General features: G+C 70.2%; 11 protein-coding genes, 1 tRNA gene and 1 pseudogene. 8 read left to right on the top strand and 5 right to left on the bottom strand.

Features of this window, described 5'->3' with window-relative positions:
• Positions 1-154: 154 nt before the first annotated feature.
• Positions 155-2,227 carry a DegT/DnrJ/EryC1/StrS family aminotransferase gene (locus VFV67_RS27155; RefSeq protein WP_326473494.1) on the bottom strand — a complete coding sequence of 691 codons (2,073 nt, stop codon included), beginning with the start codon at positions 2,225-2,227 and terminating at the stop codon, positions 155-157.
• 105 nt (positions 2,228-2,332) lie between these two features.
• Here VFV67_RS27155 and VFV67_RS27150 point away from each other — a divergent pair, with 105 nt between their 5' ends.
• The 5 genes from VFV67_RS27150 to VFV67_RS27130 all read left to right on the top strand — a co-directional run bounded on the left by VFV67_RS27150 (position 2,333) and on the right by VFV67_RS27130 (position 7,788).
• Positions 2,333-2,869, top strand: a complete 537-nt coding sequence (locus VFV67_RS27150) for a DUF1349 domain-containing protein (protein WP_326473493.1) — start codon at positions 2,333-2,335, stop codon at positions 2,867-2,869.
• A gap of 98 nt (positions 2,870-2,967) precedes the next feature.
• Entirely contained in the window at positions 2,968-4,071 is a 1,104-nt protein-coding gene (locus tag VFV67_RS27145; protein ID WP_326473492.1) for a galactosyltransferase-related protein, read from the top strand.
• A complete protein-coding gene (locus VFV67_RS27140; protein ID WP_326473491.1) occupies positions 4,068-5,906 on the top strand; it encodes a N,N-dimethylformamidase beta subunit family domain-containing protein in 1,839 nt (612 codons plus the stop codon). The genes VFV67_RS27145 and VFV67_RS27140 overlap by 4 nt, the downstream gene beginning before the upstream one ends.
• Positions 5,906-6,898, top strand: coding sequence for a zinc-dependent alcohol dehydrogenase (locus tag VFV67_RS27135; RefSeq protein WP_326473490.1), 993 nt, complete (start codon positions 5,906-5,908; stop codon positions 6,896-6,898). Before VFV67_RS27140 ends, VFV67_RS27135 begins: the two co-directional genes overlap by 1 nt.
• Positions 6,895-7,788: a Gfo/Idh/MocA family oxidoreductase gene (locus tag VFV67_RS27130; RefSeq protein ID WP_326473489.1), complete on the top strand. Its 894-nt coding sequence runs from the start codon at positions 6,895-6,897 to the stop codon at positions 7,786-7,788. The genes VFV67_RS27135 and VFV67_RS27130 overlap by 4 nt, the downstream gene beginning before the upstream one ends.
• A gap of 157 nt (positions 7,789-7,945) precedes the next feature.
• Here the strand turns inward: VFV67_RS27130 and VFV67_RS27125 are convergent, their stop codons facing one another.
• Complete coding sequence (locus tag VFV67_RS27125) at positions 7,946-8,767, bottom strand: phytanoyl-CoA dioxygenase family protein (RefSeq protein WP_326473488.1); 822 nt, start codon at positions 8,765-8,767, stop codon at positions 7,946-7,948.
• A gap of 10 nt (positions 8,768-8,777) precedes the next feature.
• Positions 8,778-9,980 carry a radical SAM protein gene (locus VFV67_RS27120; RefSeq protein WP_326473487.1) on the bottom strand — a complete coding sequence of 401 codons (1,203 nt, stop codon included), beginning with the start codon at positions 9,978-9,980 and terminating at the stop codon, positions 8,778-8,780.
• A 252-nt stretch (positions 9,981-10,232) separates the two neighbouring features.
• On the opposite strand from VFV67_RS27120, the gene VFV67_RS27115 reads away from it, so the two are divergent.
• Positions 10,233-11,102: a DUF4394 domain-containing protein gene (locus VFV67_RS27115; RefSeq protein WP_326473486.1), complete on the top strand. Its 870-nt coding sequence runs from the start codon at positions 10,233-10,235 to the stop codon at positions 11,100-11,102.
• A gap of 365 nt (positions 11,103-11,467) precedes the next feature.
• Here VFV67_RS27115 and VFV67_RS27110 read toward each other — a convergent pair whose 3' ends face one another.
• Both VFV67_RS27110 and VFV67_RS27105 read right to left on the bottom strand, forming a co-directional pair.
• Complete coding sequence (locus VFV67_RS27110; RefSeq protein WP_326473485.1) at positions 11,468-11,959, bottom strand: hypothetical protein; 492 nt, start codon at positions 11,957-11,959, stop codon at positions 11,468-11,470.
• A 285-nt stretch (positions 11,960-12,244) separates the two neighbouring features.
• Complete coding sequence (locus tag VFV67_RS27105) at positions 12,245-12,418, bottom strand: hypothetical protein (protein WP_326473484.1); 174 nt, start codon at positions 12,416-12,418, stop codon at positions 12,245-12,247.
• Positions 12,419-12,915: 497 nt separating this feature from the next.
• Here VFV67_RS27105 and VFV67_RS27100 point away from each other — a divergent pair.
• Both VFV67_RS27100 and VFV67_RS27095 read left to right on the top strand, forming a co-directional pair.
• Positions 12,916-12,989 (top strand) — tRNA-Ile (locus tag VFV67_RS27100).
• 593 nt (positions 12,990-13,582) lie between these two features.
• A pseudogene (locus VFV67_RS27095) lies at positions 13,583-13,924 on the top strand (DUF4190 domain-containing protein); the annotation flags it as partial.

Below are 13,924 nucleotides of genomic sequence, written 5' to 3'. Positions count from 1 at the left end.
AGCCGGCACCGCGGCCTCGCTTCCGCTCACGGTGCCCATGGTTCGCTTCCGCTCGGCCGCTGCTGGCGCCGGCTTCCTTCGTGCGCTGCTCGCCGCTCGTTCCTCGCGGCTGCGCTGCTGCTCAGTCCAGCCGGCACCGCGGCCTCGCTTCCGCTCACGACAGCTCCTCGCGCAGGGCGGCCACGACGGTCCGCTGCTGGCGTTCGGTCATGCCGTTGAACAGCGGCAGGCAGACGTGGTGCCGCGCGAACCACGCCGCATGCCCGAACACCCGGCCGGCGAAGGCATCGGCGAAGTACGGCTGTTCGGAGAGCAGCGTGTCGTACACCTCGCCGGCGAGCGCCACCCGGTGCCGCTCGCGAAGCCGCCGCTTCAGGTCCGGACGGGACACCTCCTCGTCGAGCAGCGCCACGTACTTGTAGTAGTTGCTGCGCACGCCGGCCGGGACCGGGTAGGGGCGGATCCGCGGCACGGACGGCAGCTGCTCGTCGTACCAGGCGGCCAGCCGGCGGCGCTCGTCGAGCATCGCCTCGAGCCGTTCCAGGTGCGCGATGCCGATCGCCGCGTGCGGCTCGCTCATCCGCCAGTTGCTGCCGAGACTGCCGTGCACGTTGGTCTCGAAGGACAGCTTGCCCTGATCGCGGTACCGGCGCGCCTCGTCGAGATCCTCGGCCGTCGCGCAGGCGAGCATTCCGCCCTCCGCGCTGGTGATCACCTTGGTGGGATACAAGGAGAACGCGGCGAGCCGGCCGAAGGCGCCGGCCGGGCGGCCGGCCAGCGTGCTGCCGACCGCGTGCGCCGCGTCCTCGATCACCGCGATCCCGTCGGCCGCGCACCGGTCCAACAGGTCGCGCAGGGCCGGCGACACCACACCGGCGATGTGCACCGGGACCACGGCGGCCACGTCGTCCTGTGTGGACAGTGCGACGGCCAGGGCGTCCGGATCCATGCCGAGCCCGTCCGGCTCCATGTCGACGAAGTCGACCGTGGCGCCGGCCCGCACCGCGGATGCCGCGGTGGCGAAGAAGGTGTTGACCGGCACGAGAACCGTCCGTCCGGCCACCCCGACGATCCGGCAGGCGATCTCCAGCGCGGCCGAGCCGGAGCACACCGCGGCGGTCGGCCGGCCGGTCCACGGGGCGGCCAGTTCCTCGAACCGCCGCCCGAACGGGCCGAGCGTCAGCGCACCGGAGGCCAGTGCCCGGTCGATCCGCTCGGCGATCTCCACGCGTGCCACCGGGTCGAACACGATCCGGGCGGCGGGCACCGAGACGCCGGGTTCCTCCCTTGCGAAGGCCCGGGTGAAGAACTCGGCAGCCTGGGGAATCCCGCTGCCGTGTCCCATGGGCAGGGCGAGCACCTCGACCCGGTCGGCCGCCTCGACGTCGGCGTAGTGCTTGCCGACGACCTCGCCCGCGGCTGCCGCGTCGGAGCGGTCGAGGTTCGGATCGTCGAGGCCGTACTGGAGTTGCAGCGGGGCCGGCGCGAGCGCGCCGTACAGGTCGGCGAGGTCGGCGTGCCGCAGGATGCCGGGCAGCGCGGCGCCCTCGCCGAGGGTCAGCAGCCGGCCGAACAGCGTCGGGTAGCCGCCGAGATGGCTCGCCGCGCTCACCGGCAGCGGCCGGTCGTGCACCAGCGCGGTGTGTAGGGCGACCGCGGCGCCGAGGCTGTGCCCGAACAGTCCAATGTGGTCACGGTCCACCCCTTGGCGACCGGCCAGCCAGTCGAGCCCGGCGACGGCATCCTCGACCAGCGCGCCGAGCAGGGACCGCCCGCCCAGCTCCAGCGCCTGGGCGAGCACCACCGCCTCGTTGCGGCCCCGCAACGACTCCGCGGGCAGACCGCCGGCCAGGCCGTAGTCCAGGGTCAGCGTGACGAACCCGGCACGGGCCAGCTGTTCGGCCACGTTGCGGTCCGGGTAGTCGGGCGGCTGCTCGCCGGTCACCTGGTCCAGTCGCGCGTTTCGCCCCTGACACACAAGGATTGCCGGCCGATCCGCCGGGTCCGGCGGGCGCAGCAGGGTGGCCTTGATCGAGTCGCGGTGCTCGTGCCGCAGCACGTACTGCTCCCGGCACAGGCCATCGCTCTGTCTCGTGTGGACACTGGTGACCACCAGGCGGGCCGGACGCGCCGCGATGAGCCGGGCGACGACCGCCCGCAGCGGTGCGCCCCGGACACGCTCCACCGGCAGGGCGCGCAGCAGCTCATCGACTCGGTCTCGTTGCACTGCGGAAACCCCCACGTCGTTCGACGAATTAGCCCACGTCGCAGCGGTGTTGTCAAGCAGATTCGACGCTTGTCAGTTCGATTCAGAGGGTGTTATCGTGCCGCAATGCACTGGCGCAACGAGCCAAAGCAGTGGGCGGACGATGCGGGCGTGCTCGAGGCCAGGGCCGATGATCATACCGATTTCTGGCACACGACCGGCTATGGCTACGTGCGGGCCAGTGGACACATCTATGGGGAGTCGGTTTCCGGCGACGTCACCGTGTCCGTCCGGATCGACGGGAACTACCGGGATCAGTACGACCAGGCCGGTGTCATGGCCTGGGTGGATGACGATCACTGGCTCAAGGCGGGCGTCGAACTGTTCGACGGGCAGTTGCGCCTGAGCACCGTCGTCACGATCGGCCATTCCAACTGGGCATTCGCCACGCTGCCCGAGGGCACGGCCACCCTGTGGCTGCGGCTGCAGCGCAAGAGCGAGGCGGTCGAGGTGCACTACTCGCTCGACGGGGCGGGCTACGACCTGGCGTCGTTGGTGTACCTGCCGGCGGGTCGGGAGGCCCACGTCGGCGTCATGTGCGCCGCGCCGGAAGGGGACGGCTTCTCCGTCACATTTCGCGATTTGGCCATCGAGCCGCGCTGATCGATGACCTTGGGGGAAAAATGCAGGCCGAGGCGTTGGCGGATCGTCTGGTTCGTTATGTGGTGCTGGCCTTTGATCCGGCCGTAGCCGAAATCGCAGTGGACTATTGGGAGGAAAGCCGGCCGTACTACCTGGCCGTGGCCGGACACGTGCGTGATCTCGTGGCCGGAACGGCCGCCGAGCCGGCTTATCGCCGGCTCACCGCGCGGCCCGGGAACATTGCCGCCGAGGTGCCGCTGCGCCGGGAACTGGCCGAGGTGCTCGCGGGTCGCCCGGAGCGGCTCGCACCGGTCCTCGCCGAGTTGGACCGGGCCGCGGCCGCGATCCGCATCGACTACCACCACGGTCCGGGATACCGGCCGGACGCGGAGCCGGTCGACCTCGCCCTGCTGCGGGAATGGGCGGCGCGCCGCCCGCACCGGCCGTCCGGCGAGCCGGACGTGCTCGTCGTGATCTCGTTGCGGGACAGTGTCGGTGGCTCCCGGGTGCGTAATCTCCTGGCCTGCCTGATGGCACTGCGGGACCAGACCTGGCCGGTCGCGGTGACCCTGGTTGAGACCGACGAGCAACCGCGGTGGCGCGAGGTCGTGGATCCACTGGTGGACCGGTACCTCTTCCTGCCCTACGACGGGCCGTTCAACAAGTCCTGGGCCTGCAACGTCGGCGTGGCGAACAGTGCCGGCAATGCCCGCTACCTGTGCATTCTCGACGCCGACATCCTCGCCGACCGCGATTTCGTGGCGCGCAACCGGGAACGCCTGGTGGCCGACGGGCACGCGCATCTGCCCTACGTCAACATGTTCTCGCTGGACGCCGCGGCGAGCCACCGCGCGATCCGGGACCGGGTGGCCGGTGGCGAACCCGACGTGCCACTCGACGTGTTGCGATCCCTGGTGCTCGTTCGGCCGCCCGGCGCCTGCATGTGGATCACTCGGGACGCGTACGACCGGGTGGGCGGCATGGACGAACGATTCGCCGGCTGGGGCGGTGAGGACGACGACCTGCTGGCCCGGCTCGAACTGCACGGCCCGGTGCGGCGCTTCACCGACCCGTTCCTGCACCTGGACCATCCGCGCCCGCCGATGGTCGACGACGGCGGCGCGCCGTTCAACGCCCACCTGGAGCCGTTGAGCTGGCGAGCGGGGTATGGATATGGGCGGCTGTCCGGGCCGTGGCAACCGGACCCGGAGCCGTCTCGATGACGGTAGGGGCCTATGCCGCGCACACCTCCGTACGCCAGGGCGACCTACTCGACTTCTGCCTGCCGCCCGGCCGGGTTCCGGTGTCCATCCGTGACGTCGCGACCGGAACCGCGGTGCATACCGGAATCGCCGCGGGTCCGAAGTGGACGATACGGGCGCCGTGGCCGAGCTCGCTCTATCGCGCCGAGTTCGGGGATGACGACGACGAGCGGAGCCGGCCGCACTTCGTGGTGCGCCCGGCCGATCCCGGTTCCACCGCCGCGATCCTGGTCTCGGTGCCGTTCCCGACCTGGGAGGCGTACAACCACCTCGGGGTGCCCGGTCAGGGGCTGTATCTGACCGAGCAGCCGGACCGGGCGGTGCGGGTGCGGTTCGACCGGCCCGGCGGCGGTCCGGTGACCGCCGGCGGCTGGGACTTGCCGTTCTACCGCTGGCTTTCGGCCACCGGCCGGACGGTGGAGTACTGCTCGGCCCTTGACCTGCACACCGGCGCCGCCGCCCTGGACTCCTACCGGCTGCTGATCTGCGCCGGCCACGACGAGTACTGGTCGTGGGAGATGCGCGACAGCGTCGAGGCATTCGTCGATGCCGGCGGCAACCTCGCGTTCTTCACCGGCAACACCTGCTGGTGGCAGGTGCGGTTCTCCGACGACCTGCGCACGATGATCTGCTACCGCGACGCGGTGCGCGATCCGGTTGCGGCGGTCCACCCGAACCGGACGACGGTCGAGTGGTCCAGCGCGCCCGTCAACCGCGCGGAGAACAGCATGACCGGCGTGAGTTTCCGCCGTGGCGCCGGCTGCTGGGAGGACATGGCCCAGGTCGATACGGCCGGCTACACGGCACGGTTCGCGCAGCACTGGGTGTTCGAGGGCACCGGACTGTGCGACGGGCAGGAGTTCGCCACCGGAGCGGTCGGCTATGAGACCGACGCCGCGGACTTCGAGGAGCTCGACGGGGTGCCGCGGGTCACCGGCCGGGACGGCACCCCGCCGGATTTCGTCGTGCTGGCAACGGCCGACCTGCGGCACTGGCGCCGCTACGGGCAGGGCGGGCACGCCACGATGGGCATCTTCCGGCGCGGCCGCGGCACGGTGTTCAACGCCGCCACCGTGAACTGGGCCAACCGGCTGGGGGATCCGATCGTGGCCCGGATCACCGCCAACGTCGTGGACCGGCTGGCGGCGCCGACCGCGGTGTCCGAGGACTGGGAGGACATCGGCTCCAGCGCGGGGATCCGTGCGTTGGCGGCCTGCGAGCACCGGCTGTTCGGGGTGACCGGGAGTGGCGCGCTGACCACCCGGGACTACTGCGCACAGAACCTCGCCTGGCGGACCGTGGACACCGCACCCGGTCTGCGGTCCGTGGCCGCACCGCGCGAGGCCATCGTGGGCTGCCCGGTCGGCCTGTACGGCCTGTTCGGCGACGACACGGTGGCCTTCCGTGAACCGCTGTCCGAGCCGGCACCCTGGGAGCCGTTCTGCCGCGTTCCGGCCGGCACGATCGACATAGCGGTGTGCTACCAGAGTTTGTTCGCCGTGACGGCGGACGGCGTGCTGTGGTCGGTGCCCCTGGCCACGCCGCACGACGCCGGGGCCTGGCGGTGCGCCGGTGACGCCGCCGACGTGATCTCGTTGGCCGGCGTGAGCGGGCGGTTGTTCGCCGTGACCGGGCGCGGTGGTGTGCGCAGCCGATTATGTGCTGACGGGTCCGAGTGGGTGGACGGTGGGTGCGGACCCGGGGCGACGGCGCTCGCCGGGTATGCCGGCGCTTTGATCGCATGTTGCGCGGACGGACGGTTGCGCCGCCGCGCGGCATCGGGGATGGGGGAGTGATGCGAAAGTTCGAGTTGGTGGACCGCAAGGAGATTCGGCTCACGCACGAGGCACCGGTGCCGGTACCGGGACCGGGCGAAGTGCTGGTCATGGTACGCGCGAACACGTTGTGCAATCGCAGCGATCTGGCCTACTACCACTATTTCGGGCTGCGTGATCACTGCGCGACCGGCTGCTTCGGACACGAGGTGGCCGGCGTCGTCCATCAGTTGGGTGCCGGGGTCACCGGGTTCTCCGTGGCCGAGCGGGTGTTCGTGCGGACGCCGCTGACGTCCGGGTTCGCCGACTTCGCGCTGGCCAGGACGATCGCGCTCGGCCGGCTGCCGGAGCGGATCCCGTTCGAGCAGGGTGCGATCCTCCAGTTGCTTCCGTTGGCCGTGCACGCCACCAGAGGGGTGCGGCTCGGCGACCGGGTGGTGATCATCGGTCAGGGCCCGGTCGGTCTGATGGCACTGCAGGTGGCCGCCCTGCGCGGCGCGGCCGAGATCGTGGTGGCCGACCTGGACCCGTGGCGACTGGCCCGGTCCGGGCAGCTGGGGGCCGACCGGACCGAGCAGGTGGACGGCAGCCTGGCCGCGCTGCACGAGATCGGCACCGGCTTCGACGTGGCGATCGAGGCGGTCGGCACCCCGACCACCGCCAACGCGTGCGTGGATCTGGTGCGGCACAACGGGTTGGTTGTCTTTCTCGGCACCCATCACGTCGACACGAAGGTCACCTTCGACCTGGTCACCTGGGAGAAGAAGGGCCTGCGGGTGCACACCGCGGCCGAGCCGACCGACCAGGCGCGGGCCGAGTCGATGGCGATCGCGCAGCGGCTGGTCTACACCGACCGGATCCGGCTCGCCGAGCTGCTGACCGACGTCTATCCGCTGGAGAAGCTGCCGGAGGCGATCGACCGGTTGTCCGCCAACCGAACCTTGGCCCCGGAGGGCGCGGAGGTGCACGCCGGCCCACCGCCGAACGTGCTCAAAATCGCGATCTGCCCGTGAGGTGGGCGGTCGCCGGGTACGGCGACGTCGTGGTCCGCCGGGTGCTGCCGGCCCTGCGCGAAGCCGGCGAGGAGTTGGCCGGCATCTGGGGCCGCACCCGGGCCCGCGCCGCCGACGTCGCCGCCCGGTTCGGGATCCCGGTAGCCACAACGGATCTGGCCGAGCTGCTGCACGGGGTGGACGCGGTCTACGTCGCCACACCGGTGGTCGCGCACGTGCCGGTGGCGCTGGCCGCGGTCGGCGCCGGCCGGCACACGCTGGTGGAGAAGCCGCTGGCGGGAGCGCTGGGCAGCGAGTCCGGCAGGCTCGCCGCCCTGGCCGCGGAGCGCGGCGTGACGGTCGGGGTCGCCTACTACCGCCGGCTCAACCCGACGCTGATCGAGCTGCGGAAAACCCTTGCCGTGCAACCGGTCCGGCAGGTGGAGGTGGACTTCCGGCACCCGTTCGACCCGGCGCGGGACCACCCGATGCACTGGCGCACCGAGCGTTCGGTCGCCGGCGGCGGCGTGCTCGCCGATGCCGGCAGCCACCGGCTGGACCTGCTGTGCTGGCTGTTCGGCCCACCGGACACGGTTGCCGGGGGGATCGCCGACCCGTTCCCCGGTGGCGCCGAGCGGACCGCCCAGGTCCGGTTGGGCTGGTCGTCCGGACCGGTCGCGAACTGCCGGTTCAGCTGGTGCGCGGGGCCGGCCGCCGACCGCATGACGATCACCGGCCCCGGCGGGGAGATCGTGCTCGACCCGCTGGACGCCGGCCTGGCCGCCAACCCGCACACCCCGCTGGTGATCGACTTCGCCCGCGCCGTCCGCGAATCCACCGCGCCGGTGTGCCCGCTCGCCGACGCGTCGCTGGTGGACACCCTGATCGCTGTTCCGCCTCTCCGGATTTAGCTGTTCCGCCTCTCCGGGATCAACTGCTGTTGTTGCGTTCCAGCGAACGTGCGGATCGCGGGTTGATTGTGGCTGGGTTTCGTTACGGTGCCCCTGAGGTGGCTGTCGGTCGGGTGCGGGCTTCGCACGGAAGATCCGGGGTACTGGCCGGGCGTTGTCAGGCGCCGTCGACGGCGGACCACGGGTGGGTCCAGCGTGGGTCGACCCGCGCGCCGTTGCGCAGGAACCGGATGTCGGCCGACACCCGCGCGGTCGGGGTGTTGGTGTCCAACGCGGCGTGCACCAGGTGTGGCGTGTGGATCGCCACGTCGCCGGCGCGGTAGTGGGTCCACAGCCAACGCCGGCCGAGCGAGCGCGCCACCCAGCCGAGATCATGGCTCAACGGCCTCGGATCGTCTGGCCGGTCGGTGACCGAGCGCAACGCGGTCAGGCCATCTGGTTCGACGTCATGGGAACCGTCCAGGTAGACCAGCCCGCCGCCTTGCGGCGTGCAGTTCCCGACCGGGATCCACATGGTGATCAGGTCTTCCGAACCCTGGTCCATGTAGGCGAAGTCGGTGTGGGCCCGGGATGACTGCCTTGTGCCGCCGGTGAAATGCCGCAGGATGGCCCGCGGCAGCCGGTGTGCCGGGCCGCCCAGCAGCTTCGCGGCGAGGTCGGCCAGCGCCGGTTGGTCGACGAAGTCCGCGAACTCCGCCGAGCGGACGAAGTTGTAGGCCGGATGCCCGGCCACCCCGTAAGCCGATTGGCTCGAGGTGTCCGCCGCCCAACTGTCCAGATAGGACTTTCGAAGCCGCAGGACGGCGGCGGGGTCGAGCACTCCGCGCAGCAGCAGGTAACCGTCGGCTCGCAACCGGCCACGCAGGGCGGCCGGATCGCCGCACAACGCGGTGCTGTCCCGCATCGGCTCGAACAACTCCGCGGAGAACGGCAGCTCGATGCCGTTCGAGCTGACGGCACCCGTCAGGTCGGTTTTCATGGTCGTGCCGTCAGACGAAGTCGGCGTGCAGCGTCCGGGGAATCTCGACGCGGTAGCTCGCCAGGGCGTCGTCGAGGGAGATCTGGCCCCGGTGCAGCCACTCCAGCAACTCGTTCTGCGGCCGGTAGAAGCAGGACTTGCACAGGTCGGTCCGGCGCGGGTTGGACGCCTCCCACTCGGCCCGGGGTCCGCCTTCGAGCACCTGCTGGTAACCCTCCTCCAGCACGTTTCCGATGCGGTAACGGCTGTTGAGGTGGACCTGCGGGCACGGGTAGAGGTGGCCGTCCGCGCCGACCGCGGTCACGAACCGGCTGTAGTGGCAGTGCTCGAAATCGCCCTCCACGTTGTCGGTCACGTCCATCGGCCCGCGGTCGAGCTTGGGCACCGACACCTCGAAGTCGGGCGTGGCCAGCGTCGCGACCTCGGTGAGCGCGTCGGTCACCTCGGACATCACCGACTCGACCGTCTCGTGCCCCAACGCGCTGTAGAACTCCGGCTCGAACCGGATGTAGTGCACGCCGGATTCCTTGGCCAGTTCGGCGGCTTCCCGGATCTCCCGGTAGTTCTGCTGGGTGATCACGAAGTTGAAACCGACCCGGAACTCCGGGTCACGGGCTTGCGCCCGCAGCCGGGCGGGCGAGGAGACGAAGCGGGAGAACGTCTGCTCCCGGTCCCTGGTGATCATGTTGAAGGTGGCCTCGGTCCCGGCGTTCATGCCGATGCGCACCCAGGTGTGCGTCTCGGCCACGCAGGTGGCGAGATCCTCGGTGTGCAGCCTGGATCCGTTGGTGATCAGGCCGACGCGCAACCCGAACTCGTGCGCGTTCCGGCAGATCGCGGTGTAGCCGGGGTGGATCGTGCACTCGCCGCTGCCGCAGAACGTCACGGCCCGCCCGCCGGTGCCGGCGAACTCGCCCATGAGCTTGATCGCCTTGGCCGTGGGGATGAGATCCTTGAACGAGAAGAGGTCGTAGAAGTTCTCTTCGTTCGGCGAGTGGAAGTTACAGAAATTGCAGCGCATATTGCAGGCGCCCATGATCCCGATCCGCATGTGAATCGGCTGGATCTCCTGCCCCTCGACGAATTTACGCAGCGCGTCCTCGTGTGCAAGGACTTTCGTGGGCGCGTGCGCTTCGTCGAGCGAAACGATCGGCAGACCTTTGCGGTTGTTCGGTAACGCCACATCGTGAATAGGCGTGATGTCCGCAGTCATGATCTTCCCCCTTTAAGACCACAAAAGATCTTGCAATTCATCCACGTTATCACGATGGGGTGGGTCATGCAACGACGAGGCGATCTTGGTAACCCCCAAGAGGATCTTGCTAATGCGGTGTCCTGATGCGCCGGATGTCGGCCGGTAATCACCCGGTTACTCACTCGATGGGGGAAAGTTCGCGGTGTCGGCGAACTTTGTCCGGCTCCGTCTCGAATGCAGGTGGACGTCACCTTCGAGAACGGAGCAGTCATGCGCAAGACGATCACCACGATCGCGGTCGCCGCCCTGGCGGCCGCGACGCTGGGCGCCGGCACCGCGACCGCGGCGCCGCGCCCGGCCCTGTCCGGGCAACTGCTGGTGCTGACCGACGACGGCGTGCTCAGCCGGCACGACGTGCGGCGGCCGGTGCTGCCCCGCGCCCGCGTCAAGGTCGTCGGGCTGGCCGCGGGCGAGCGCCTGATCGGCCTGGACACCCGACCCGCCAACGGCATCGTGTACGCGCTGTCCTCGGCCGGCCAGCTGTACACGGTGGACCACCGGACCGGCCGGGTCACGCCGGTCGGCGCCAGGATCGCCCTGTCCGGCCGGGCCGTCGGCTTCGACTTCAACCCCACCGTGGACCGGATCCGGGTGGTCACCGCCACCGGGCAGAACCTGCGGCTCAACCCGGACAACGGGGCCGTCGCCGGAACCGACACCAACCTCGCCTACGCCGCGACCGACGTGGCCGCGGGCCGCTCGCCCCGGGTCGTCGGGTCCGGCTACACCAACAGCGTCACCGGGGCCACGAGCACCGCGCTCTACGGCATCGACTCGGCCCGGGATGTGCTGGTGCTGCAGGGTTCGGTGCCCGGAGCCGCCACCCCGGTGTCGCCGAACACCGGACAGCTGTTCAGTGTCGGCGGGCTGGGCCTGCGCGTGCGGGACGCGCTCGCCTTCGACATCACGGGCGCCGCGCCCGCCGGCCCGTTCAACCCCGCCGACTACCGGGCCGTCGCGGCCGTAGCGCCGGAGTTCTACGGCTGGGCGTTCCTGGTCGAGATCGACCTGGCCACCGGCAAGGCCCGCCCGTTCGCGCCGCTGTTCGGCCGGCCGGTCGGCCTGACCTTCCTCAACTGACGCCGCGGCACCGATCGGAGTGCCGCTCGGCGTCAATTGTTTGACGACGTTGCGGTGACCGTCCGCGTCGCCGGCCCGGGCACGTGTGCGGCCACTGAAGGGGTCGGCGCCGAGATCATGTGCCGCTTCGTGTTCCTCGGCGAAACGGCCCCTGGCGCCCAGAGTTCGGCGATCGCCTTGCGTTCATGGATTCCGGACGCTTGTGCAGAATCATCATTCCGATTCCGGAGCCGCGAAAGGCGCACCCGTCGCCGCCGCTCGCCGACCGGGCTTCGCCGAGACCCGCCCGCCGTGCGGCTTGCGTAATGGTGTCTCGCCGACCGTGGTTTTCGGTGCCGGAACGGCGATCGAAGTGGCCGCGGTGGTCAGCCCGCGACGTCGAAGTCGCGGTCCTCGCCGAAGGCCTGACCGTTGAGGGTGACGGAGAAGGTGTGCCGGCCGGCGCCGAGCCGGCCAAGCCGGACCGAGCGGGTCACGGTGTGCTCCGGGAGCAGGCTGAGGTCGTCCAGGGTCCCGGTGGTCCCGTCCTCGAGCGACCAGCTGTCGGAGTACACACCGTCCGCGGTGCCGGCGTTACCCTCGCCCCACACGGCCAGGCAGCCCGCATCGACGTGCAGCACCAGGTGGTCGTCCGGGTTGTCGTCCTGGTCGACGATCACCCGCGGCCCCGGCCCGGTATTCGCCGACCCCGCGTAGACGTCGACGAAGACGATCACCGGCGTGCCAGCGTCGGCCGAGCCGTCCGACCCACCCGCGCCGCCCGCGTCACCGTTGTCCTGCACGAGCTGCCAGTCGGTGCCGTCCCACCAGTAGTGCCCGTCATCGGACAGCGTCGCGCCCTGCGGAACGTTGCTCATGACGGTCCCCTTCGACATCCGGCTTTCGGGCCACTATGGCGGTCGCGGACCGGGGCCGGTCAGCCCCTTCCGGGAGCGCGTCGGGGAGCCGCCCCCCACCCCAACGGGCAGCACCGCCGGGCGGAGCTCCCACCCGGCCGGCGGTGTCGGCCCGGCCAGGCGGGTGGTGAGCACACCCGCCGCGCCGAGCCCGCCGACCACCGTCCCGAGTGGACCGACAAGCAGGTAGGTCAGCAACCAGCCGGCGTGCGAGACCGCGAACTGGCCGGCGAACAGCGCCGGCCACTACCCGCCAGAGCCGCACCCGCGGATCAACCGGCCGACCGTGGTGATCGCCGCGCCGCAGCCGGCGCCGAGCACCGCCCAGATGCCCAGCAGCGCCGGCCACAGCCAGACCGCCGGAGCGAGCGCCGTGGTCGCGACACCACCCTGCTCCAACTTGGCCAACGCCCTGGTCACCTCCGCCGAGCACCCCGACCCAGTGGCCCCTCCTCGGCCGCTGCCCCCACCTCGCCGGCCAAGCCGCCGTGGACCTCAAGCGCTGGCTCCCCTCCAACGCCGCCTTCCGGTTCACCGCAGAACCCTTCACCTCCCACAACGAACAAATCCCCGCCCACACCATGTTCCTGATCGACGTCAAAGCCGCCCAACGCAACCCCAAGCCTCCCCGAACGGCGCTATTTCGACATCACCGTCCCCTCCCGCCCCCACCCCCCGAGGCCCCACTTACTGCATAGGCGGCCCCCCAGCCCGCCTGGAACTACCCACCCTGGCCCACCCTGGCCGCCCGCGCCCGCCCCAACCCACCCCCATCGCCGTCCCATAACCTGGCGCCCCGCCATCGGCAGCTACCGCCCCAACACCCTCCCCTCCAGTTCCCCAGACCACCCCCGTACCCCCATTCCCCGCCATACCAAGACCCCCGCTCACCCCCCGTAAGCTAACCTCCCCTCCACGGGGCGGTAGCTCAGCCGGTTAGAGCAGGGGACTCATAATCCCTTGGCCGTGGGTTCGAGTCCCACCCGCCCCACCCCGCTCCATCAGCCAGAACACTCCTTCACAAGATCGACTAATTCGGGCTTGGTGGAAGCAGCGCAGGACCAGCGCCGACTGCCGGGCACGGACCCGTGGCATGGGGAGTACTGCACCACGTGGCGTGGAACATCCGTGACGCACCGTACCCCCAATTCGATCATGAGCCGGTCATGACAACAACGACCACCCGATGATCATCGGCTCGCCAGAGATCATGGCCGCCGTGCTCGTGCGCACCGACAGATCGAGATGCGAGCTATTGGATGGATTGGCTTCGCAAAGTCGGTTACCGCTTTCTTCGCTCCCTACCGGACTTTATTCCGGAAATCGTAGGATAGGCGACGATCTGCGCGCGGTGCTCGCGCCGGCGAGAGTATCTGTCAGTTCAACCCAGCTCGTTGTCATCGAAGCTCTTTGGAGCTGCCAAGTGGTCGACGTCGGGGATGATGCCAGCGGTCCCACCCGGATGGGGGACAACGGGTGGCCATTCGTCCTGCGGTGCGGGCGATCTCAGGCGAGACTGGCACGGTTCCGATCGGCAGTCTGTCGAGCACGGTGTGCCAGTCGGTCACCGGATGAGCCTGAAGGTTGGGTCTGATCTTCTTGCCGATTCCGGTGATCGGGCTCATCGCCTGGCCGCTGGTCATCCTGGGGTTGATTCTCTCGGTTCTGGGTCTGGGCCGGGTCAAACAGGGGCGGGCCACCAACCGGGGTTTGGCGATCGGCGGGGGTCGTGCTGTCGGCGTTGGGGTTGGTGGTGTGCATTCTGTGGGTGGCGGTGATCGGGAAGCCATCTCGGATGTCCAGGAGGAGTCGAACCGGGAGGCCACGATCGTGTATGAGGTGACCGGGACGGCGGAGAACGTCTCCATCAGCTACACCACGTTCGGCGAGGGGGTCACGACGAACCAGGAGACGGTGGCCACCCTG

Origin of the sequence: Actinophytocola sp. (genome assembly GCF_035762905.1) — a bacterium.
Lineage (GTDB): Bacteria > Actinomycetota > Actinomycetes > Mycobacteriales > Pseudonocardiaceae > DASYTH01.
The sequence above is the reverse complement of the archived record's forward strand: the minus strand, read 5'-3'. Positions and strand labels throughout refer to the sequence as shown.

Excerpts from the sequence above, each read along its gene's own strand:
- VFV67_RS27115 (WP_326473486.1), top strand. The coding sequence starts at position 10,233 with ATGCGCAAGACGATCACCACGATCGCGGTCGCCGCCCTGGCGGCCGCG.
- VFV67_RS27120 (WP_326473487.1), bottom strand. The coding sequence starts at position 9,980 with ATGACTGCGGACATCACGCCTATTCACGATGTGGCGTTACCGAACAAC.
- VFV67_RS27110 (WP_326473485.1), bottom strand. The coding sequence starts at position 11,959 with ATGAGCAACGTTCCGCAGGGCGCGACGCTGTCCGATGACGGGCACTAC.
- VFV67_RS27125 (WP_326473488.1), bottom strand. The coding sequence starts at position 8,767 with ATGAAAACCGACCTGACGGGTGCCGTCAGCTCGAACGGCATCGAGCTG.
- VFV67_RS27150 (WP_326473493.1), top strand. The coding sequence starts at position 2,333 with ATGCACTGGCGCAACGAGCCAAAGCAGTGGGCGGACGATGCGGGCGTG.
- VFV67_RS27140 (WP_326473491.1), top strand. The coding sequence starts at position 4,068 with ATGACGGTAGGGGCCTATGCCGCGCACACCTCCGTACGCCAGGGCGAC.
- VFV67_RS27135 (WP_326473490.1), top strand. The coding sequence starts at position 5,906 with ATGCGAAAGTTCGAGTTGGTGGACCGCAAGGAGATTCGGCTCACGCAC.